Below are 20,819 nucleotides of genomic sequence, written 5' to 3' on the forward strand. Positions count from 1 at the left end.
ATGAATTTTAGAAGGTTATCGGGCCTTGAGAGGGAGTGGACGAGATCGAACGGACGGACCTGCTGGAAAAACTGCGCGGAGGGGAGGCCCTGAGCCTTCGGGAGGAGCTCCTGCTGACGATGCGGCTCAGCGTCCCCGCCATGCTGTCGTACCTCGCGACCATCGTGATGGAGTACGTCGATGCCGCGATGGTGGGGAGCCTGGGAGCCCGCGGGGCGGCTGCCGTTGGGCTGGTGTCCAGCAGCACGTGGTTGATCATCGGCCTCTGCGGGGCGGTCAGCTCTGGCTTCTCGGTGCAGGTGGCGCATCGCGTGGGCGGAGGGCGCGGAGCGGAGGCGCGGAGCGTGGTGCGCCGCGGCCTGATGACGGCGCTGGCCTTCAGTTTCCTTCTGGCCGCCGTCGGGGCGGCGTTGAGCGGCTCCCTGCCACGATGGCTTGGCGGGGAGGAGGACGTCTGCAGAGATGCAGCCTCCTACTTCTTCATCTACGCCCTGGGCCTGCCCGCGCTTCAGATGAACTACATCGCGGGCGACATGCTGCAGAGCAGCGGCAACGCGCGCCTGCCGAGCACGATAAACGCCCTCATGTGCGTCCTGAACGTGGCCTTCAACGCGCTCCTGATCTTTCCCTCAAGGGTCGTGCCGCTGTGGGGCGTGGGCGTCCGGCTTCCGGGCGCGGGGCTGGGCGTGACGGGGGCGGCGCTGGGGACGCTCCTCGCCGAGGCCGTCAGCGCTGCGCTGATGCTGTTCTTCCTCCTGGTGCGCTCGCCGGCGCTGCGGCTGCGGCGGGAACCGCCGGCGGGCCGGCTGAAAGAGGACCTCGTCAGGGCGCTCAAGATCGGCCTTCCCCTCGCCCTGGATGGGGTCGCGATGGGAAGCGCCTACGTCGCCTGCACCGCGATCGTGGCGCCGCTGGGCACGACCGCCATCGCGGCGAACACCTTTGCCGTCACGGCGGAGGGTTTATGCTACATGCCGGGCTATGGCATTGAGCTCGCCGCCGCGACGCTGGTGGGGCAGGCCCTGGGGGCCGGACGGGGGGAGCTGGCCAGGCGGCTGGGCTGGATGGTCGTCCTGCTGGGGATGACCGTCATGGCCCTCGGTGGCATCTTGCTCTACCTCCTGGCCCCGCAGGTGATCGGCACCGATGACGACCGACCCGGAGATCCTGTCCCTGAGCGTGGAGGTGCTGCGCGTCGAGCTGCTGGCGGAGCCACTGTATGGGGCGCACATCGTCGCTGCGGGCGTCTTTCGCGGGGCGGGGGACACCCTCTTTTCCAGCCTGATGACCCTCGCCAGCATGTGGGGCGTGCGCCTTCCGCTGGCGGCGTTCCTGGCCCCCCGCAGGGGCCTTCGCGGGGTGTGGCTGGCCATGTGCGTCGAGCTCTGCGGGCGGGGAGCGATCTTCCTGGCGCGGCTGGCCGGCCCGCGCTGGCAGAGGCGGGGCCTCGCCGCAGCGACCGAAAGGAGTGGGGGGACGCGGGACTGACGGTCGCCCGTGTGACGCCCCTACTCCTTCTCCTTCCCGCGCCAGAAGACGCGCAGCGGCGTGCCGGTGAAGTCCTGAAGCCGCCGCAGCTCGTTGCGGACGTGGTTTTCAAAGGCCGTGTTCACGATGTCCGGTTCGTTGACGAAGAAGATGAACGTCGGCGGTTCCGTGTCGGCCTGGGAGCAGTAGTAGATGCGGAGGGAGCGGCCCTTGCGGTTCGAGGGCAGGCGGTCGAAGGCCAGCACGTCGCGCATCAGGCGGTTCAGGACGTTGGTGGGGATGCGGCGGCGGCGGGCCTCCCGCACGGCGAGGACCGTCTGGGCGATTCGCTGCAGCCCGCGGCCGCTCCTGGCGGAGGTGAAGAGGATGGGCGCCCAGCTCAGGAAGGGCATGTCGTCCCGGATGCGCTTCGTCAGCCTGTCGCCGGGCCGCTCTCCCGTGACCAGGTCCCACTTGTTCAGGATGAGGACCAGCCCCTTCCCCTTCTCCACGACGTGGGCAGCGATCTTCTTGTCCTGGTCCGTGCAGGGGTCCTGCGCGTCCATCAGGAGTAGCGCTACGTCGCAGCGGTCCACGGCGGCCAAGGTGCGGACGAAGGAGTAGTACTCCAGGGCGGAGTCCATGCGGCCGCGCCGGCGAAGGCCCGCGGTGTCCACGATGCGGAAACGCTGCCCCTCCAGGGTGACGGCGGTGTCCACCGGGTCCCGCGTGGTCCCCGCCACCGGGCTGACCAGCGAGCGCTCGGCGCCGGCCAGGCCGTTCAACATGGAGGACTTGCCCACGTTGGGCTTGCCCACGATGGCGAGGCGAACCTCGTCCGTGGCCTCCTCCTGCAGCTTTTCATCGGGAAGCAGCTCCGTCAGCAGGTCCAGCAGGTCCTCGAGGTTGCGCTTGTGCAGCGCGCTGATGGGCACGACGTGCTCAAAGCCCAGTTCGTAGGCCTCGTTTGCGCTGTCGTCGTGCTTGATGTCGTCCAGCTTGTTGGCGGCTACGATGACGGGCTTGCGGCTGCGCCTCAGGAGGTGGGCCACCTCCTCGTCCGCCGCGGTGACCCCGGCCTGGCCGTCCAGCACCATGACGACGGCGTCACATTCCTCGATGGCCGCCTCCACATGGGCGCGGATGCCTGCGCTGAAGGCGGACTCCTCCCCCAGGATTCCCCCCGTGTCGATGACGTAGAACGACCGGCCGCGCCACTCCGCCTCGCCGTAGATGCGGTCCCGCGTCACGCCCGGCGCGTCGTCCACGATGGACTCCCGCCGCCCGATCAGGCGGTTGAACAGCGAGGACTTGCCGACGTTGGGCCTGCCGATGATCGCTGCGATGGCCATGCTACTTCTCGCCCTGCCAGTCCATGTACCGGCGCAGCTCGTCGTCCTTCAGTCCGTCCCCCAGGCCGATGGCCAGGCGGATTCGGGCCTGAAGCGGGGTGAGCCCCCGCGCGCTGAAGAGCCCCATCTCCAGGAGCTGTGCCGCGCTGCCCTCGAAGTTGTCCATCGGCTGGACGTATCCCATGGGGCAGCGCGTGGCCAGCACGACGGGCACCCCCTCGCGCAGGATCTTGCGCAGGAGGGGGGGCCAGGAGGAGGGGACGTCTCCGTCGCCGAAGGCGGAGATGACGAGCCCGTCCAGTTCCTCGATGCGCTTGTCCAGGATGGCCTTCAGGATGAGGTCACCGTCGCCCAGCGAGGCGCTGACGATGGCGATGTTGCGGGCCGGGACGGTGTCGATGCTCTTCGCCTGGCGGGCGCGGGGGGCGCGAAGGGGGAAGAGTCGCCCGGAGGGCTGCAGGAAGATGCCCAGGGGGGTCTCCGGAAAGGCCAGGACGCCCGCGCTGCGCGAGTTCGAGATGCTGATGACGTCGGCCGGGGCGTAGACGGCGTCTCCCATGCAGATCAGCGCGCCCTTGCCGGCGCAGAAGCCGGACAGGGCGGCGCGGACGGCCTGTCCCAGGCGCAGGGACGTCTCGCTGTTCGGCGTGTTTGCGTGGAAGATGGAGCCCGTGAAAACCAGGGGCGGGTTGAAGCCCCACACGAGGTCCGCGAAGTAGGCCAGCTCCGACATGCCCTGGACGTCGCAGGTGACGACGACCCCCCTTGCGCCCTCGTCGTTGACGTAGCCCGCCGCCATGTGCATGATGTCGCTGCACATCCGCAGGCTGCAGTTGGAGATGGGCTGGGAGCTCCACTCCTGAAACGACGTGAGGTCCTTCAGGTCGTCGGGCAGGAGGGCCGCCAGCTCCGCGTTTGAGAGGAGCGTCTCCTGCCGCTGTTCCTTGTCCTTCTCGGCCTCGGAACGGTGAACGATCCTGCCCCCGGCGAGGAGCACGACGATCTTGTCTCTGTTCTCCATAAGCGATACCTTCCTGTCTCTGCGGGATGGCCCGGCGTCAGTACCCCAGGCCCTCCCCTGCGATAATGACGTGAACGGCGCGTCCGCGGGGCGGCGCCTCCAGGATCAGCATGGCGCGGCAGGCCCGCGAGGGGGCGCGGCAGTCGACGCAGCGCCCCGCTTTGGTGCAGGGCGTCTCCTCCCCCAGCCGCAGGGCGTTGGGGATCACGGCGGACCGGGCCCGGCGGATGCCGTCCTCCAGGGTGGAGGCCAGTTTGTTGAGGCCGATGACGAAGATCAGCTCCCCGCGCCCCCAGGCCATCGCGGCCACCCGGTTCCCCATGCCGTCGATGCTGATGATCTCTCCGGCCTGCGTGAGTGCGTTGGCGCTCGTGAGGAAGAAGTCCGCGGCGTTCTCGTCCAGCCGCGCCTGAGCGCACTCCTGAGAGGACATGTCGCCCCAGTGCTGGATCACCCGGCAGCCTCGCGCCCGAAGCGCCTCCATGGCACCGACCTCACGGACGGTCACGGAGCCGGGGACCCCGACGCTGGCTCCGGCGGGGATCAGGTCCAGAACGGCCTCCAACGCCTGCTCCTTCGTCGGGGCATAGAGGGCGTCGAAGCCCCTCTTCTTGAGCTCGCCCACGACGGCCCCGCCGACCGCCGAACCGGCGCGCGCCAGCGCCGCAGAAAATGCGTCCTTCATAAAAAGCAGTCCCTCCTGAGTTCTTCGTTGGGCCGACGGGAGCCTACGAGCGCCCTCCCGGCCCCGGCCTGCGGCCGAGCTGTTCCTCGACCTCGCCGCGCAGGGTCTCGATGGTCGGGTCCCCCGGACACGTCTTCCGGGCGTCGTCCAGGACCTTGAGGGCCCTGTCCGGCTCCCCCCTGTTCCGCCATGCGTCCGCCAGTCCCAGCCACGGACGCGGGTCGTCGCTCCGGATCTCAAGGGCCTGAGAGAAATAGGAGGTGGCCTCGTCGTAGCGCTTCAGGTTCAGGGCCACCGTCCCGACCTCGATGCGCTTCTCGTAGGCGGGGCGAAGGTCCTGCTTCGACTCCGTGGACGCCTTGATGGCCTCCAGCATACGCCGCATCGCCGTGTCCGCCTCCTCCGAGGAAGGGCGAAGGTCCAGGGCGACGCGGTAGGCGCGGAGGGCGTCCTGTGCCTTCCCCTGCCTCTCCAGGAGCTGTCCCAGAAGGATGTAGACGTCGTAGTCGTTCGGGGCGTACCGGGTCGATTGCAGCAGGTGCGCCACGGCGCCCTCCGCGTCGTCCAGGGCCGCGCGGACGGCCGCCTTCTCGTAGAGCGCCCGCGCCCGCCCCGCCGTGTCGTCCTGGGAGAGGACCTGAAGGCAGCGCTCCAGGGCCAGGTCCGCCGTCTGAAAGCGCCCGGCCCCTATGGCGGACCGCGCGAGCCCCATCAAGAGGGTGGGGGAATCGGGGAACTTCAGGTGGGCGTCCTCGTAGGCGTCGATGGCCGCCTCGTACCGCTCCTCGCGGTAGAGCCGCTCCGCCCTGTCGCTCAGCCAGTCGTAGGAGGTGCTTCGGACGTATCGGACGGTTCCGTAGGCGATGAGCGCGACCAGCAGGAGCGCGGTGCAGAGGACGGCCCGGCGCCTCGTGCTCCGTCTGCGCCCGCTCTCCTGCCCGCGGAGCTCCTCCGCGCGGTCCCGGCGCATCTGGATGACCTGGTGCAGCCTTTTGGAGAAGAGCAGGTCGCGCTCCAGCTCCTCGTCCGACAGCTCCTCCTCGTCGGGGCTCCAGTCGACGGGACGGGAGATCGCGTGGGACGGGACCTCCGTCTCCTCTCTGCGGGGCTCCTCGGGTGCGGGGCCGTCCTCGCCTTCCCCCTCTTCCCCGGCGTCTTGAGGTTCAAGGGCGCTCTCCTCTTTCGGGGCGTCCTGGGGGGCCGCCCCCTCCTCCGGCTCGGAGGGATCGGGAACCTCCCGGGGAGTGGGGAGGGGCTCCCCCTCGGGCGGCGCGTCCGGCGCCGCGCCCTGGACGGCGTTCAGATTCAACGCGGCGACGGACTCCAGGTCCATGGGCGTCGTGCCCAGGGGGGACCTTTCCGCCGGTGGGACGCTCCCCTCCTGGTCCGGCGCGCCCGGCGCGGGGCGCCGCGAGGGCGGCGTCGGCCACCGGAGGGGTGCCCGCTGCCGCTCGGAGGGAGCTTCTGGGGGTGAGGCTTCCACGTCCTCCGCCTGAGGCGTGGGTTCGGCAGGTCGTTTGGGGAAGTCGGCATCGGGGCGCGCCGCGCTGTCGGCGCCCCCGGACCCCGCTGTGGGGGGCGCCAAAAGGAACCCCTGCGCCCCCTCGTTGGAGGCCGCGTCATTCAATGCGTTCGTGCCGTTCAGCCAATCCGTCAGATCCTGTTTCACCGCGCTCACCTCACAGGTCAGTTTATCAGCATTTTTGCGAGTTGGCAACGCCTCTGCCCGCTTGAAGCCCCCGTGGCGTCACGGCCCCCCGGCCGCGCTCCGCGGTCCGCCCCGCGCCTGCGGCGCCGGGCACTTCAGGCCTTTCTATGTAGGGAGAAAAGCAGGCCAGCGTGTTATAATTTCAAGTCAAACAGGCCGTATGGGCGGCGACCGGCCGGAGGGATTGGGATACGAGACGTCGGCGCCGGGGAGGGAAGACGTGTGGCGGAGTCATCGATTTTTCGGCGCGTCGTGCTGGTGCGCCACGGGCAGACGGAGTGGAACGAGGCGCGGCGCTTCCAGGGAAAGACGGACATATCGCTGAGCGACGTCGGCCGCCGGCAGGCTCAGGCCCTGGCGGAGCGCCTCTCGTCCTGGCGTGCGGAGGCCGTCTACTCGAGCCCCCTCTCCAGGGCCCTCGATACCGCCCGGGCCGTGGCGGAACGCCACGGGCTTGTCCCCGCCGTGCTGGAGGAGCTTCACGAGGTGAACTTCGCGGGGTGGGAGGGGCTTTCCATCTCCAGCTTGAAGGAGGAGCGCCGGGAGGATTTCGCGCGCTGGCGGGAGGACCCCTTCTTCAACCCGCCGTCCGGCGCGGAGGGATGGGAGGACATACGCCTCCGGCTCGAGCGGGCCGTGGGTAAGATCCTGGCCGGGCCGGAGACGCGGATCGTCGTCGTGTCCCACGGCGGGGTGATGCGGGCGCTCTACGCGGTGCTGGTGGGCTTCGACCCGCACCGCGTGTGGAACATGGACGTGACGAACTGCGCCATGACCGGCGTGGAGCTTCGGAACGGCAGGGCCTGCATCCGCTTTGCCAACGACGACCTGCACGTCCGCGGCGGCCGCGCGGGCCGGACCCTGCCGGTGTGGGACGAGGCCGGCAGCCTGGTGTGAGCGATGCGAAAACCCGAAACGGCTGAAAAGAGCTCAAGGTCCCTGTCCCCTGAGAGGGAACGGGAGCTGTGGTGTCTCTGCCGCGGGGGGGATGCGGCGGCGCGGGAGGAACTGATCGTCGCCTACCGCCCGCTGGTCTTCTGGATCGCGGGGCGGCTCCGGGCGTCTCCGTCCCTCAAGCAGGACCTCGTCCAGGAGGGGATGCTGGCCCTGATCCGCGCGGTGGACCGCTTCGACCCCGGGCGGGAGCTGCGCTTCTCCACCTACGCCTACCACCGGATTCACGGCCAGATGGTCAACCTGCTGGAGCGCTCGGAGCGGCGCGCCCCCATTCCGGTGCCGGACGAATGGCTCACGGCGGCCCAGCCGGAGGAGGACGACGACAGGCAGGACTGGCTGGACGTCGCGGACAGCATCGCCCGGCTTCAGGGTCGCGAGGCGGAGGTGGTGTCCGCGCTCTTCTTTGATGGCAAGGAGCCCCGCGATGTCGCGGCGGAGCAGCGGATGGACATCAGCCACGTCTATCGCCTGCGCCGGACGGCGGTGGCGAGGATTCGGGCGTGGCTTGGGCTGGACGGCCATGCCATAAAAGAGGCGGGGGATGGGATAAAGTAAGAGCGGCCTTTGACGGGCGTTCGCGGGGAGGTGCGGGATGGTTCAGGGCGGCATGGACAGGCGCATAGCCGGCATCATTCGATGGCTGGAACGGTTTCAGAGCTCCTACCGTTCCGGGGCCATCGAGAGTGCCCTGATGGATGCGGAGTGTGCCAGGGCGGACCTGGAGGACCTTCGATCCGACGTGTGGCGGAGCGTGGGGGTGGTTCGGCCGAGCCGCGTCCGCCGAGCGGTCGTCGGCTGGCTGTCCTCGCTGGTGCTCCTGGCCGTGCTGGCCGTCCCGTCCCCCCTGTCGCGGGAGGAGGGGCTGCCCCCTCGCCGCGAGGTCCGGGCCGCGGTGCAGGAGCCTGAGCGGAGGGTTGAAACGCCCCCTCCGGCCCCGGCCGAAGCTGCCCCCGCCCCTGCGACATCCCACGCGGTCAGGGCCGAGAAGCGGCCCGCCTCCGGCAGGAGGACGCGGACGGCCACGGCAGCGCCGAAGCCAGAGGGGGCTGCCGCGGTGCGCCCCGCCCCTCGGGACGGGGACGCGGTGCCCTACGACAAGATGTTCCTGCTGCTTCAGACGGGAGCCAGGGCCCTGCGGAACGAGGGGCCGGCGATCCGAATCGACAAGGCGCGATGAGGACGGCTGAATGCGGACGCGCCAGGCTTTTTGATATCGTAACGTTTTAGGGATGTCTAAAATATTGAAAGGTTTTGAGGGAACTCTGAAAGGAAGTGGAAGACCTTTGAGCTGCACTTTGATGAGGGGCTCCGCGGGAGGACGTCCCGGATCGGCATGGAGCTTCCTGGCGGTGGCTCTGGCGATGGTGCTCTTATGCCTGCCCGCAGAGGCGGAGGCCGTGTCCGTCGCGAGGGTGAGCGTATCGGGGAACAGCCAGGTCACGTCGGACTACATCCTGGGCGTCGTCTCGACGAAGGCAGGGCAGACGCTGGATCGGGACGTGCTGCAGAAGGACATTGAGGCGATCTACAACCAGGGCTTTTTCTCCTTCGTGGACGCAGACCTCGCGCCGGAGCAGGACGGGGTCGCCGTGACCTTCTCCGTCAGGGAGAACCCGATCGTAGAGTCCATCGTCTTCGAGGGCAACACCGTCTACACGAGCGAGCAGCTGATGAAGGAGGTCTTCTCCCAGGTCGGGACGGTCTTCAACCGCGTCTTCTTTCGGAACGACCTGGATCGGATCCAGAACCGCTACCACACGGATGGCTACGTCATGGTGCGCGTGTCGGACGTGCAGGTGCAGGGCGGCGACATCCGCGTCAAGATCCTGGAACCCAGGGTGGGGGACGTCATCATCCAGGGCAACACCCGAACGAGGACGCGGGTGATCCGGAGGGAGATCAAGCTGAAGGAGGGGGACCTCTTCAACGTCACGCGCTTCCGCTACCAGCTGGGGAAGCTGCAGGGGCTGGGCTACTTCGAAGACGTCAACGTTGCCTTCGACAGCCCTGAGAACCGGGACGACGTGGTGGACCTCATCCTGACCGTGAAGGAGAAGCGCACGGCCTCCGTGGGGGTGAACCTGGCCTACGGCAGCGAGAGCGGCTTGAGCGGCGGCCTGACCTACGGGGACACCAACCTGTTCGGTAAGGGCCTCAACTTCGAGATCGGCTTCGACGAGGGCGACGAGGCCAGCTACTGGCTGTCGCTGTCCAGCCCCTATATGGACTCCGAGACCTGGGCGTGGCGCGCGGGGGCGCGCTACCGCACCTACGACGACCGCTATTACTACCGTCAGGGAGAGCGCCAGTTCGAGTTCGACGAGAAGAACACCCAGTTCTACGCAGGGATCGGCAGGAAGTTCAAGAATGAGGACTGGAGCTGGTTCCTGACGCTGCGCCACGAGGACACCAGCTACGACGACGTCCACAACGCCGTGCCGGGCTACATCGACGACCTCACGATGTGGGAGGGCGTCAATCAGACGGCCGAGCTTCAGTTCACGCTGGACAAGCGCGACCCCTACCTTCCCTATCCGAGGGGCCTCGTGTGGGAGACGACCCTGGAGAAGGCCTTCGAGGGGCTGGGCGGCGAGTTCGACTACATGAAGTACTGGACTCAGCTGCGCTGGTACGCGCCCTTGAACAAGCTGGTGGAGGGGGTCGTGGACGTCGAGGGGACGTGGACCGACGAGAACCCCATCATCCTGGCCGCGCGGCTTCGCGTCGGGTCGGCCACGAACGACGAACTGCCCGCCTTCGCCCGCTATTCCCTCGGCGGGATGAACACGCTTCGCGGGTACAGCAGCCGCTCCTTCGAGGGCAGCAACGTCCTCCTGGGCAACTTCGAGCTTCGGCTCCCCGTGCAGGACAACTTCACGCTGGTGGGGTTCTTCGACGTCGGGAACGCCAGCAACTCCATGGACTGGGGCGACCTCCACGACAACTACGGCATCGGCGTCCGGGTGAAGACCCCCTTCGGCAACCTGCGCGTGGACTACGCGCACGGCGAGGACGAGAACAAGACGTACTTTGGCTTCGGCGATATGTTCTAGCCGTTTTGGGCGAGGGCGCGGCGCCCGCCGCCGGAGGCCCTTGAGGGCGGCGACGGCGCTCCTTTTTCTGTCCGCGCTACTCGTCCCCGTCCCCGCGCGGGCGGCCCTGAGCGTCTCCGGGCTTCCGGCCTGGCTTGAGCCCGCAGTCCGCCGCAGCCTCGAGGCCGTCTGGAGCGAGATCCCGAAGGGCCCCGGCGTGGACCGGGAGGGAACGCTTTCCACGGTGGCGGGGCAGCTCTTCGCGGGCTACGGCGTCGAGGTGCGCCCCGGAGGTGAGGCTCCTGCCGTTCGCTTCGTCCCGGAGGCTCGGACGTCCTGGGACGTGGAGCTGCGGCTCCCTGAGTTTCGAGGGGCGCTCTCGGACTGGTTTCGCGCGGACGTGAGCGGGCTTTCGGAAGAGGTCGCGGCCCTGCTGCACCCGCTGCCGGAGGCGGCGCTCGCGTGGGCGGACGAGGCCCTTAGAGGGCGGATCGCGGAGGCCCTGGAGGCCAGGACGCCGGGCTGGGACTTCTCCCTTCAGGTCGCCTTCTCGCCCGCGGGCGGGACGTTGACGATCTCCTTTCGCCCCAGGGCGCCCCTCGTGCTGGCGGTGGCCCCCTCCATCTACTCGGGGACCATCCCCATGATGTTTCAGTCCGACCTTCAGGCCAAGCTGGTGACGGCCTTTTCCCCGCTGATCGGGCTCCCCGTGCCCTGGGTGGCACGCCACCGGGCGGACGCGGAGAGGATGGCGCGGGAGTTTCTGGAGGAGCGCCACTCCGTGGAGAACATGCGGGCGCGGGCGGAGGCGACGTTCGTCGCCGCGCCCGTGGCGAAGCTGGACGCCAGGGTGGACAGCGACCGGTTCCTCTTTCAGGTCTGGGTGTCGGCCTACGCCGGGCTGGAGGGCCGCTACCCGGAGGCGGGGGCCTTCTTCGGCTGGAACACGGCGAACCTCACCGGGGTGGACCTGGAGCTCTACGGGGAAGCCGTCGTCGGGCTGGAGGCCTTTGAGCTGACGCGCCGTCTGGGCCTGCGCCTGCGCCTCTTCGGGGACCTCTGGGCTGGAGCGGAGGTGCAGTGGCCGGAGGAGGAGTGGTTCGGCCGCCTGCAGTGGGGGCCCGCCCGGATGCGCCGGCCGTACCTCTGGTGGCGCTGGAGCCCGGAGCTGGGGCAGGAGGGCGCGCTGGGCTACCGCGTTGACGAGCACATCTCCATCGAGGTCTACTACGACGGCACGAGCGACGATCGGGTGGGGCTGCGGGGGCTCTGGTCCCTGTGATCCGCGCAGAAGGAGGAAGTGCGATGAAGGAGGTCACCCTGAACGCCCTGGCCCGGGAGCTTGGGTTGAAGGTCGTCGGCAGGGGGGAAAGGACGGTGTCCCTGGCCGCGGCGCCCGGCACGGCGAACGAGAGGACGATCTGCCCGGTGTGGGAGGAGCGGTCTCTGCCGCTGGTGGGGAAGGACGTGCCCATCCTGGCCCCCCTCGCCCTGTTCGAGCAGGGGCGGGACGGGATCGCCTCCGACCGCCCGCGGGAGGCGCTGCCGAAGCTCCTCGCGTTCTTTGAGCCGGAGCGTCCCGTTCGCCGCGGCGTACACCCCACGGCGGTGGTGGACCCGGACGCCTCCCTGGACCCCGACGCCTGGGTGGGGCCTCACGCCGTGGTGGGGCCGGAGACGGTGGTCGAGGGCGGAGCGGAGGTCGGCGCGGGGGCCTTCGTCGGCGCGCGATGCCGCGTGGGGGCCGGGACGATCCTGGAGCCCGGAGCCGTCCTGTTGGACGGGGTGCGCGTGGGGCGGAACTGCATCCTGCACTCCGGCTGCGTCCTGGGCTGCGACGGCTTCGGCTTCCTGCCCTCGCCGGACGGCCCCGTGAAGGTCCCTCAGATCGGCGGGGTGGAGATCGGCGACCGCGTGGAGATCGGGGCCTGCTCCACCGTGGACCGCGGCACGATGGGGGACACGGTCATCGGCGACGGGACGAAGATCGACAACCACGTCCAGGTGGGGCACAACGTGCGCGTAGGGCGCGGCTGCATCCTCTGCTCCATGTCGGGCATCGCGGGCAGCTCCGTCCTCGAGGACGGGGTGACGCTCTCCGTGCAGGCCGGGATCACAGACCACGTCACGATCGGTCGAGGCGCCGTGCTGGCGGCCCGGACGGGCGTCACGAACGACGTTCCCGCCGGGGCCGTGATGTCCGGCTTCCCGGCGCGGCCCCACCAGGAGGCCCGGCGTGCCCTGGTGCTGGCTGCGGACCTTCCCGCCCTCTTCAAGCGGCTCCGAAGCCTGGAGCGTCGTCTCGAGGGCCGTTCTGGGGAGCGGGAGGGGCTGAGGGAGGAAAAAAGGTGAGCCCCCTGGACGCAGCGGGCGCGGGGCGGTATCGCCGTCTGGTCCGCCCCCTCTCCTTCAGCGGCGTGGGCCTGCATTCGGGGCTTGAGTGCAGTCTGCGCATCCTGCCGGCCGAGGGAGGCATCGTCCTGGCCTCGGAGGGACAGGAGGCCCCCCTCGAGGCGTTGGCCCTGTCCGGAAGCGGACGCGGGTCGGACTACCTCTTCCCGGACGGCCGCAGGGTCCGGACCTGCGAGCACGTCCTGGCCGCCTTGACGGGCCTCGGAGTTTGGGGGGCCCGGCTTGAGGTGGACGGCGGGGAGATGCCGGCGCTGGACGGCTGTGCGGCCCGCGTCGGCGCGGCCGTTATGGAGAACTCGGAGCCCTGCGGGGAGGCCCCGGCCCCCCTGAGCCTCTCCGCCTCACTCCGGGTGGGGGACGAGTCCCGCTTCGTCGTGGCGTTCCCCGCGGAGGGGCTTCACGTCACCTGCGTCGTCCGCTACGATGCGCCCGTGATCGGCGTGCAGATGCTGGAGTTTTCCTGGAGCGCGGAGGGCTTCCTGGAGCGGGTCGCCCGTGCCCGGACCTTCGCCATGGCGCGGGAGATCGAGGCGCTGCGGGCGCAGGGGCTGGCTCTGGGGGGGACGCTGGACAACGCCATCCTGGTGGAGGGGGCCTCGGCGCGGGCGTCGGGGGGGCTGCACTGGCCGGACGAGTTCGTCCGGCACAAGGCGCTGGACCTCATCGGCGACCTGGCGGCGCTGGGGCGTCCGCTCTGTGCCCACCTGGTGGCTGTGAAGGCGGGGCATGAGCTGCACCTGCAGATGGCGGAGCGCCTTCGGGCGCTGGTGAAGAGACAGGCGTGATCCCCCGTGGGATGGGCCCTGCGAGGAGGTATGGGGTTTTGGACATCATTGAGATCATGAACACGCTGCGGCACCGCTATCCCTTTCTGATGGTGGACCGCATCACGGAGTACGACGAGTCGCACGTCACGGGCTACAAGAACGTCACGATCAACGAGCCCTTCTTTCAGGGCCACTTCCCCGGGGACCCGACGATGCCCGGCGTGCTGATCCTGGAGGCCATGGGGCAGGTGGCCTCCGTGCTGGTGGCCGTCCGGCTGGGGAAGGAACAGACGGGGAAGATCGCCTTCCTCGCCGGGGTGGACAAGGCACGCTTCCGCAAGCCCGTGCGACCGGGGGACCGGCTGGTCACGAAGGCGGAGTTGACGCGGCTCAGGGGCGTTGCCGGCAGGGCGAAGGTCACGGGCTACGTGGACGACGAGGTGGTGGCGGAGGGCGAGTTCATCTTCATGGTGGGGTCGACCCTGAACAGGCGCGAGGAGGGTGAGAAGTGAGCGTCGACGTCCATCCCTCGGCCATCGTCGCGCGGGGGGCGGAACTGGGGGATGGCGTCCGCGTCGGCCCGTACTGCTGCATCGACTCCCGCGTCGTCATCGGGGAGGGGACGGTGCTGAACGCCTTCGTCACGGTCCACGACGGCGTGACCGTCGGCCGAAACTGCCACGTCTACGAGTACACCGCCCTGGGCGGCGATCCCCAGGACCACAGCTACAGGGGAGAGGCGTCCCGGGTGCGCATCGGCGACGACAACGTCATCCGCGAGAACGTCACCGTCAACCGGGCGACGGGCGAGGACAACGAGACGGTGGTGGGGAACGGGTGCCTCATCATGGAGGGCGTCCACCTGGCGCACAACGTCCACGTCGGAAACGCCGTCACCATCGCCAACAAGGTTGGGCTCTCCGGCTTCGTCCAGGTGGGGGACCACACGGTGTTCGGCGGCATGGCCGGCGCCCATCAATTCGTCCGCATCGGCTGCTACTGCATGGTGGGGGGGCTCTACCGCGTGGCGAAGGACATCCCCCCCTACACGCTGGCGGCGGGCGAGCCCCTGCGCATCGAGGGGCTGAACTCGGTGGGGCTGAAGCGGGCCGGGTTCTCCGCCGAGACGCGGAAGGCCATCCGGGCCTTCTATCGAGAGCTTTACCGCAGGGACTGCCGCTTCACGGATTCCCTGGAGGAGTTGAGGAGAAGGCGGGACGCCTTCATCCCGGAGGTCCAAAACGTCATCGACTTCTACGAGGGGAGCCGCCGTGGCGTCACGTTCTGGGGACACGGCTCGGAGTCGGACTGAGCCGTCGTGCGCAGGACGCGCTCTCCTGAAGCCTCAGGTGGGTGCCAGGGCATGGATTTTGGATAGAGTTCCCAATGAGGAGGTTTTTGCAACCATGGAAAAGGTCACTGAGGCCGCGCGCAAACCGGTGAATCTTCCAGCCCTCATCAGCGATTACTACACCCTGGAGCCGGACCCGGAGGCCCGGTCCCAGCAGGTGGCGTTCGGCACGTCGGGCCATCGCGGCTCCTCCAGGCTTCGCAGCTTCAACGAGGCCCACATCCTGGCCATCGCCCGGGCCGTGGCCGAGCACCGCAGGGAGGCGGGCATCCTGGGGCCGCTCTACATCGGGGCGGACACCCATGCCCTGTCGGAGCCCGCGCTGCGCACCTGCGTGGAGGTCCTGGCGGCGAACGGCGTGGACGTCGTGCTGCAGGAGGGGTTTGCCCCGACGCCGACGCCCGTCATCTCGCGCGCCATCCTGGCGCACAACCGCGAGGTTGGGGCAGCCGTGGCGGACGGCCTGGTGATCACGCCGTCCCACAACCCTCCGGAGGACGGCGGCATCAAGTACGACCCGCCGAGCGGGGGCCCCGCGTCCCCGGAGATCACGTCGCGGATCCAGCGGCGCGCCAACGAGTTGATCCGCGGGGGAGTTCGCTCCATCGAGAGGGTCCCCTTCGAGCGCGCGGTGAAGCTGGAGACGACGCACTTCGAGGACTACGTCATGCCCTACGTTCGGGCCCTGGCCTCCGTCCTGGACATGGAGGCCATCGCACGCTCCGGCCTGCACGTCGGCGTGGACCCCCTCGGCGGGGCGGGGATCGAGTACTGGGACCCCATCGTCGAGGTCTACGGCATCGAGAACCTGGAGGTCGTCAACCGGACGATCGACCCCACCTTTTCCTTCATGCCCCTGGACCACGACGGCAAGGTGCGCATGGACTGTTCCTCGCCCTGTGCGATGGCGAACCTGCTGAAGATGAAGGACCGATTCGACGTGGCCTTCGGCAACGACACGGACTACGACCGACACGGCATCGTGACGCCCGCGGGGCTGATGAACCCCAACGCCTACCTGGCCGTGGCGGTGCGCCACCTGTTTGGGACGCGCAAGGGCTGGCGGGCGGACGCCGCGGTGGGCAAGACGGTGGTGTCGAGTTCCATCATCGACCGGGTGGCGGAGGGGATGGGCCGCAGGCTCTGCGAGGTCCCCGTCGGGTTCAAGTGGTTCGTCGAGGGGCTCCTGGACGGCTCCATGGGGTTCGGCGGCGAGGAGAGCGCCGGGGCGTCCTTCCTCTGCCGCGACGGCTCGGTGTGGACGACGGACAAGGATGGCATCATCCTGGACCTGCTGGCCGTAGAGATCGCGGCCGTGACGGGGAAGGACCCGGCGCAGCATTACAAGGAGATCACGGAGCGGTACGGAGAGTCCTGCTACGCCCGCATCGATGCGCCGGCCTCGCCGGAACAAAAGGCTGCGCTGGCGAAGCTCTCCCCCGATGCGGTGCGGACCGACGCGCTGGCGGGGGACCCCATCGTGGCGCGGCTCACGAAGGCGCCGGGCAACGACGCACCCATCGGCGGCCTCAAGGTCGTCGCGGAGGGCGGCTGGTTCGCCGCGCGTCCATCGGGGACGGAGGACCTCTGCAAGATCTACGCGGAGAGCTTTAAAGGGCCGGATCACCTGAAGCGCATCCAGCAGGAGGCTCAGGAGATCGTGGCGTCGATCGCCTGAGGCGGGGTGCGCGATGCGAGTCGATAAGTTCCTGAAGATGGCCCGCCTGGTCAAGCGCCGCAGCGCGGCTCAGGAGATGGCGGAGCTGGGGGCGGTGCGCATCGACGGGCGGCCCTGCAAGCCCGCCTCGGAGGTGCGCGAGGGCAGCGTCCTGGAGGTGGCCTACATGAATCGGGTGCTGAAGGCGCGCGTGCTGTGCGCGGAGGAGGCGCTCCTGAAGCGGCCCGGGACCGTGAGCTGGGAACAGGTCGAGGAGCGTCCGGTCTCTCCGGACGAGAACCCCTGGGGAGAGTGAGCCCGCGGGAGCGTGCCCGAAGGACCGTAAAAGTTGTAGAATAGTGCGGCGTTCTTGAAACGCGCGGACTTCGGGTCCGTGCGGTCGTCTTTATCTTAAATCATTCTGGAGGTATGTCTCATGAAGAAGATCATCAGTTGCGACAAGGCCCCTGCGGCGATAGGTCCCTACAGCCAGGCCATCCAGGCCGGAGAGTTCCTCTACGTGTCCGGACAGATCCCGGCCAACGCCAAAGGTGAGGTCGTCCAGGGCGGCGTCGAGGAGCAGGCGAAGCAGTCCCTGGAGAACGTCAAGGCCATCCTTGAGAGCGCCGGCTACGGCCTGAAGGACGTGGTGAAGACGACGGTCTTCGCGACGGACATGGCGAACTTCGCGGCCGTGAACGGCGTCTACGCCAAGTACTTTGACGCGGAGGCCCCGGCTCGGTCCTTCGTGGCCGTCAAGGCGCTTCCGAAGGAAGTTCTGGTGGAGATCGAGGTGGTGGCCTGGAAGAGGTAGCTCCAGGCCCTCCGCGCCCTCGAAATCTGTTATAATCAAACTTCGCGAGCCTCCTGAGGCTTGAGGTTCTGCCTCTCGGCGGAAGATCGTTGCCCGCCGGGAGGTGCTGTTTTAAAAATTCAGGGGAGGTATTTTCATGGCAGACACAGCAGCAGCGCCGGAGGCGGCGCAGCAGACGACGGCGGTTTCGCCCTGCGGGTCGCTCTTCGGGGGCGGCGCGTCGGCGCCGTCGGGAGAGGGAGGCGCCGCCCCCCAGCAGCAGGCCAGCCTGATGGGGATGCTCTTTCCGCTGGTCATCTTCGTGGTCATTTTCTACTTCTTCATCATCCGTCCCCAGAGGAAGCGTCAGAAGGAACACGAATCCCTGCTCTCCGGCATCGGGCGGGGGGATCAGATCGTCACGATCGGGGGCTTCCTGGGCACGGTGAAGGAGGTTCGGGACGACACCTTCCTCATCGAGATGGGAGAGGGCGTCCGCGTCCGCATCCTGAGGTCCGCGGTCCAGACGAAGCGGACGCCGGCCCAGGGGCAGCCCGCAGCCGAAGAGAAGAAGGACTAGGAGAGCGTTGGCATGGGGCGGCCTCGCAGCCGCCCCCGGAACGCCGCGCCCGCCCGTGGGGCGGCTGGCTTTTTTTGATGCAGGGGGATAAGCATGAATCGTAGGGATCGACTGCGGCTGTGGGTCGTGTTGATCGTGATCGTTGCCGCCCTGGCCTACTCGTGGCCGATAAAGGGGCGGATCAACCAGGGGCTTGACCTGAGGGGCGGGGCTCACATCGTCCTTCAGGCGAAGGACACGCCGGAGAACCCGGTGGGGCCGGACAGCATCGACCGCCTTCTGGCCGTGCTGCGCAACCGCGTGGACCAGTACGGCGTGGCGGAGCCCATCATCCAGAAGAGCGGCGAGGACAGGATCATCATCGACCTGCCGGGGATCCAGGACCCCAAGGCGGCCCTTGAGCTGATCGGCAAGACGGCGCAGATGGACTTCCGGGAGGTGATGGACGTCACCGCCTCGACCCTTTCCGCGCCTGAGCGGAAGAACTATGACAGCGACCTTCAGTTCAGCCAGGCCCAGGAGCGCTGGCGCGCTGCGGTGGAGGCTCAGAGCAACTCCAGCGCGGACCTCGCCGCGCGGGCCAGGGGCATCGAGGGCGCCATCGTGGCTCCGAGCGAGGAGGAGGAGGGGGAGGCGGCCCGCTTCTACCTGTTGGGGAAGAGCCTTCTGTCGGGAAAGGACCTGGAGACGGCCTCCGTCAATCCGGACAGGCTGGGACGCATGGGCGTGTCGCTCTCCTTCAGCCCCGAGGGGGCGAAGCTCTTTGAGGAGGCCACGGCCCGCCTCGTGGGGAAACAGATCGCCATCGTGCTGGACAACGTCGTGATCTCGGCCCCCGTGGTCCAGGACCGCATTTCGGGCGGAGAGGCCCAGATCACGGGACGCTTCACGGCCGAAGAGGCCTCGCGGCTGGCCATCATGCTGAAGGCCGGTGCGCTGCCCGTGGCGGTGGAGATCGCGGAGAACCGCTCCGTCGGGCCCAGCCTGGGGGCGGACTCGGTGCGGCAGGGGATGCAGGCCGGCCTCTTTGGCGCGGCCATGGTGCTGGTGTTCATGCTCATCTACTACAGGTTCCGGGGGCTGGCTGCCGACGTGGCGCTGGTGGTGACGATCCTCCTGATCTTCACCGGGCTGATCGCGTTCCACGCCACGCTGACCCTCCCCGGCATCGCGGGCATCATCCTGACGCTGGGCATGGCCGTGGACGGCAACGTCCTGATCTACGAGCGCATCCGCGAGGAGGTCCGCTCGGGCAAGACGCCCATCGCAGCCCTGGACGCCGGCTTCCGCAAGGCGCTGGTGACGATCCTGGACTCGAATATCACGACGCTCATCGCGGCGCTGGTCCTGTTCCACTTCGGATCGGGGTCCGTCCGCGGCTTCGGCGTGACGCTCTCCATCGGCCTCGTGGCCAGCGTGTTCGCCAACGTCGTCGTGACGCGGGCCCTGCTGCAGCTCTTCGTCAGCCGCCGGCAGAACGCGCTGAAGCGCAGCTAAGGAGTGGATTGCGATGAACAGAAACTACAACTTTATGGCGCTTCGCAGGCCCGCTCTGTCGCTGAGCGCCGTCCTGGTCCTGGCAAGCCTGGCCTTCCTCTTTACCCGGGGCTTGAACCTCGGCATCGACTTCACGGGGGGCAACGTGATCCAGCTGGAGTTCGACAACCTGCCCGAGGTGGCGGAGGTCCGCAAGGTCGTTTCCGGCGTCGTGGCCCAGGAGGCCATGATCCAGAAGTTCGGCGAAAAGGGCGTCATCATCCGCACGAACGAGGACACCGAGGAGAGCCGTGAGCAGGTGATCTCCGTCCTTCAGAAGGCCTTCCCCGACATGAAGGTCTCGGGCTACGAGAAGGTGGGGCCCGTCGTGGGAGGCGAGCTCCGCCGTCAGGCGGTCATTGGCGTCTCCATCGCGCTGGTCGCCATCCTGATTTACATCACGGTGCGCTTCCGCTTCCGCTTCGCGGTGGTGAGCGTGGTGCCCCTGGTGCACGACGTCCTCATCGCCCTGGGGTTCTTCAGCCTCACGCAGATGGAGGTCTCCTCCTCCTTCATCGCGGCCATCCTGACGATCGTCGGTTACTCCCTCAACAACACGATCATCATCCTGGACCGCATCCGTGAGAACTGGCGCGACCTGGGCCGCGACGGCATCGAAAAGCTGGTGAACGACTCCGTCAACCAGACCCTGGCGCGCACGATCAACACGACGCTGACGACGCTCTTCCCGGTCATCGCCCTGTGTGTGTGGGGTGGACCCGTGCTCCAGGCCTTCAGCTACGCCATGCTCGTGGGGATCATCGCGGGCACCTACAGCTCCATGTTAGTGGCGACGGGCGCCCTCATCGAGTGGTACAAAGCCCGCCCCGAGTCGCGGTAGGGGCGCGTTGACGAAAGATTTCGGGACCCGCGTCGGCGGGCCCCGATTTTTTTGAGAGGAGATCTTTTGTAATGAAGACGATGAAAATTTTCCTTGAACTTCTCTGCGCCGCCGCGGCGGTGTGCTGTCCGCTGCTCCTTCCCCGCGCGGCCTGCGCGGCGGAGGAGGAGGCGCCCCGCCGACCCGTGGCGGTGTTCAGCACCAACATGGGGCAGTTCAAGGCGGAGCTCTACACGGACCTGGCGCCCGTCACCGCCGGTAACTTCATCGACCTGGCCCGGCGCGGCTTCTACAACGGCGTGATCTTCCACCGCGTGATCGACCGCTTCATGATTCAGGGCGGCGACCCCACGGGCACGGGCACGGGCGGCCCCGGGTACAAGATCGAGGACGAGTTCGGACCGGGCCTTGCCCACGATGCCCCCGGCGTCCTCTCCATGGCCAACGCGGGCCCCAACACGGGGGGATCGCAGTTCTTCATCACGCTGGTCCCCACGCCGTGGCTGGACGGCAAGCACGCGATCTTCGGCCGGATCGTCGAGGGGATGGAGGTCGTCGAGGCCATCGGGCACGTGGAGACCGCCCGGGGAGATCGACCCGTGAAGGACGTCGTGATGCAGTCCGTCGTCGTCGAGGAGCCGAAGGAGTAGCGCCTGAGAG

At 68.4% G+C, this 20,819-nt stretch carries 22 protein-coding genes and 1 pseudogene; 18 read left to right on the forward strand and 5 right to left on the reverse strand.

Annotated elements, in window-relative coordinates:
* Positions 1–7: 7 nt before the first annotated feature.
* Complete coding sequence (locus ACK28C_RS07315) at positions 8–259, reverse strand: hypothetical protein (protein WP_409151995.1); 252 nt, start codon at positions 257–259, stop codon at positions 8–10.
* Here ACK28C_RS07315 and ACK28C_RS07320 point away from each other — a divergent pair.
* Positions 189–1,079, forward strand: a pseudogene (locus tag ACK28C_RS07320) (MATE family efflux transporter); the annotation flags it as partial. The gene ACK28C_RS07315 and the pseudogene ACK28C_RS07320 sit on opposite strands and share 71 nt — an antisense overlap.
* A gap of 67 nt (positions 1,080–1,146) precedes the next feature.
* Positions 1,147–1,488, forward strand: coding sequence for an MATE family efflux transporter (locus ACK28C_RS07325; protein WP_015556369.1), 342 nt, complete (start codon positions 1,147–1,149; stop codon positions 1,486–1,488).
* A 20-nt stretch (positions 1,489–1,508) separates the two neighbouring features.
* On the opposite strand, the gene der is transcribed toward ACK28C_RS07325, so the two are convergent.
* The 4 genes from der to ACK28C_RS07345 are packed head-to-tail and all read right to left on the reverse strand — an operon-like array spanning position 1,509 to position 6,194.
* Positions 1,509–2,819, reverse strand: coding sequence for a ribosome biogenesis GTPase Der (gene der, locus ACK28C_RS07330; RefSeq protein WP_409151996.1), 1,311 nt, complete (start codon positions 2,817–2,819; stop codon positions 1,509–1,511).
* A 1-nt stretch (position 2,820) separates the two neighbouring features.
* Complete coding sequence (locus ACK28C_RS07335) at positions 2,821–3,840, reverse strand: asparaginase domain-containing protein (protein ID WP_409151997.1); 1,020 nt, start codon at positions 3,838–3,840, stop codon at positions 2,821–2,823.
* Between the two features lie 37 nt (positions 3,841–3,877).
* A complete protein-coding gene (locus tag ACK28C_RS07340) occupies positions 3,878–4,525 on the reverse strand; it encodes a lactate utilization protein (RefSeq protein WP_409151998.1) in 648 nt (215 codons plus the stop codon).
* Between the two features lie 43 nt (positions 4,526–4,568).
* Positions 4,569–6,194, reverse strand: a complete 1,626-nt coding sequence (locus ACK28C_RS07345) for a tetratricopeptide repeat protein (RefSeq protein WP_409151999.1) — start codon at positions 6,192–6,194, stop codon at positions 4,569–4,571.
* A 261-nt stretch (positions 6,195–6,455) separates the two neighbouring features.
* On the opposite strand from ACK28C_RS07345, the gene ACK28C_RS07350 reads away from it, so the two are divergent.
* The 16 genes from ACK28C_RS07350 to ACK28C_RS07425 all read left to right on the forward strand — a co-directional run bounded on the left by ACK28C_RS07350 (position 6,456) and on the right by ACK28C_RS07425 (position 20,809).
* Positions 6,456–7,130, forward strand: coding sequence for a histidine phosphatase family protein (locus ACK28C_RS07350; protein WP_409152000.1), 675 nt, complete (start codon positions 6,456–6,458; stop codon positions 7,128–7,130).
* A 3-nt stretch (positions 7,131–7,133) separates the two neighbouring features.
* On the forward strand, positions 7,134–7,745 hold the full coding sequence (locus ACK28C_RS07355) for a sigma-70 family RNA polymerase sigma factor (RefSeq protein WP_409152001.1): 612 nt from the start codon (positions 7,134–7,136) through the stop codon (positions 7,743–7,745).
* 37 nt (positions 7,746–7,782) lie between these two features.
* Positions 7,783–8,367 carry a hypothetical protein gene (locus tag ACK28C_RS07360; protein WP_409152002.1) on the forward strand — a complete coding sequence of 195 codons (585 nt, stop codon included), beginning with the start codon at positions 7,783–7,785 and terminating at the stop codon, positions 8,365–8,367.
* A 106-nt stretch (positions 8,368–8,473) separates the two neighbouring features.
* The gene (locus ACK28C_RS07365) at positions 8,474–10,243 is read left to right on the forward strand and encodes an outer membrane protein assembly factor (protein WP_208872895.1); all 1,770 of its coding nucleotides are present in this window, start codon (positions 8,474–8,476) and stop codon (positions 10,241–10,243) included.
* A gap of 40 nt (positions 10,244–10,283) precedes the next feature.
* On the forward strand, positions 10,284–11,504 hold the full coding sequence (locus ACK28C_RS07370; RefSeq protein WP_409152003.1) for a hypothetical protein: 1,221 nt from the start codon (positions 10,284–10,286) through the stop codon (positions 11,502–11,504).
* Positions 11,505–11,527: 23 nt separating this feature from the next.
* Positions 11,528–12,574 carry a UDP-3-O-(3-hydroxymyristoyl)glucosamine N-acyltransferase gene (gene lpxD, locus ACK28C_RS07375; RefSeq protein WP_409152004.1) on the forward strand — a complete coding sequence of 349 codons (1,047 nt, stop codon included), beginning with the start codon at positions 11,528–11,530 and terminating at the stop codon, positions 12,572–12,574.
* Positions 12,571–13,419: a UDP-3-O-acyl-N-acetylglucosamine deacetylase gene (locus ACK28C_RS07380; RefSeq protein WP_409152006.1), complete on the forward strand. Its 849-nt coding sequence runs from the start codon at positions 12,571–12,573 to the stop codon at positions 13,417–13,419. Before lpxD ends, ACK28C_RS07380 begins: the two co-directional genes overlap by 4 nt.
* 38 nt (positions 13,420–13,457) lie before the next feature.
* Complete coding sequence (fabZ, locus tag ACK28C_RS07385) at positions 13,458–13,913, forward strand: 3-hydroxyacyl-ACP dehydratase FabZ (protein WP_243440584.1); 456 nt, start codon at positions 13,458–13,460, stop codon at positions 13,911–13,913.
* On the forward strand, positions 13,910–14,713 hold the full coding sequence (lpxA, locus tag ACK28C_RS07390; protein ID WP_208872891.1) for an acyl-ACP--UDP-N-acetylglucosamine O-acyltransferase: 804 nt from the start codon (positions 13,910–13,912) through the stop codon (positions 14,711–14,713). Before fabZ ends, lpxA begins: the two co-directional genes overlap by 4 nt.
* 94 nt (positions 14,714–14,807) lie before the next feature.
* Positions 14,808–16,430: a phosphoglucomutase (alpha-D-glucose-1,6-bisphosphate-dependent) gene (gene pgm, locus ACK28C_RS07395; protein WP_409152007.1), complete on the forward strand. Its 1,623-nt coding sequence runs from the start codon at positions 14,808–14,810 to the stop codon at positions 16,428–16,430.
* Between the two features lie 13 nt (positions 16,431–16,443).
* Positions 16,444–16,725 carry a S4 domain-containing protein gene (locus tag ACK28C_RS07400; RefSeq protein ID WP_015556365.1) on the forward strand — a complete coding sequence of 94 codons (282 nt, stop codon included), beginning with the start codon at positions 16,444–16,446 and terminating at the stop codon, positions 16,723–16,725.
* Between the two features lie 120 nt (positions 16,726–16,845).
* Complete coding sequence (locus tag ACK28C_RS07405) at positions 16,846–17,223, forward strand: RidA family protein (protein ID WP_015556364.1); 378 nt, start codon at positions 16,846–16,848, stop codon at positions 17,221–17,223.
* A 136-nt stretch (positions 17,224–17,359) separates the two neighbouring features.
* Positions 17,360–17,782: a preprotein translocase subunit YajC gene (yajC, locus tag ACK28C_RS07410; protein ID WP_015556363.1), complete on the forward strand. Its 423-nt coding sequence runs from the start codon at positions 17,360–17,362 to the stop codon at positions 17,780–17,782.
* A gap of 93 nt (positions 17,783–17,875) precedes the next feature.
* Positions 17,876–19,279: a protein translocase subunit SecD gene (gene secD / locus ACK28C_RS07415; protein ID WP_015556362.1), complete on the forward strand. Its 1,404-nt coding sequence runs from the start codon at positions 17,876–17,878 to the stop codon at positions 19,277–19,279.
* Between the two features lie 13 nt (positions 19,280–19,292).
* Positions 19,293–20,159 (forward strand): protein translocase subunit SecF, encoded by an 867-nt coding sequence (gene secF, locus ACK28C_RS07420; RefSeq protein WP_015556361.1) that lies wholly within the window; start codon positions 19,293–19,295, stop codon positions 20,157–20,159.
* A 71-nt stretch (positions 20,160–20,230) separates the two neighbouring features.
* Positions 20,231–20,809 (forward strand): peptidylprolyl isomerase, encoded by a 579-nt coding sequence (locus ACK28C_RS07425; RefSeq protein ID WP_015556360.1) that lies wholly within the window; start codon positions 20,231–20,233, stop codon positions 20,807–20,809.
* Positions 20,810–20,819 lie beyond the last annotated feature (10 nt).

Origin of the sequence: Fretibacterium fastidiosum (assembly GCF_964642095.1) — a bacterium.
GTDB lineage: Bacteria > Synergistota > Synergistia > Synergistales > Aminobacteriaceae > Fretibacterium > Fretibacterium fastidiosum.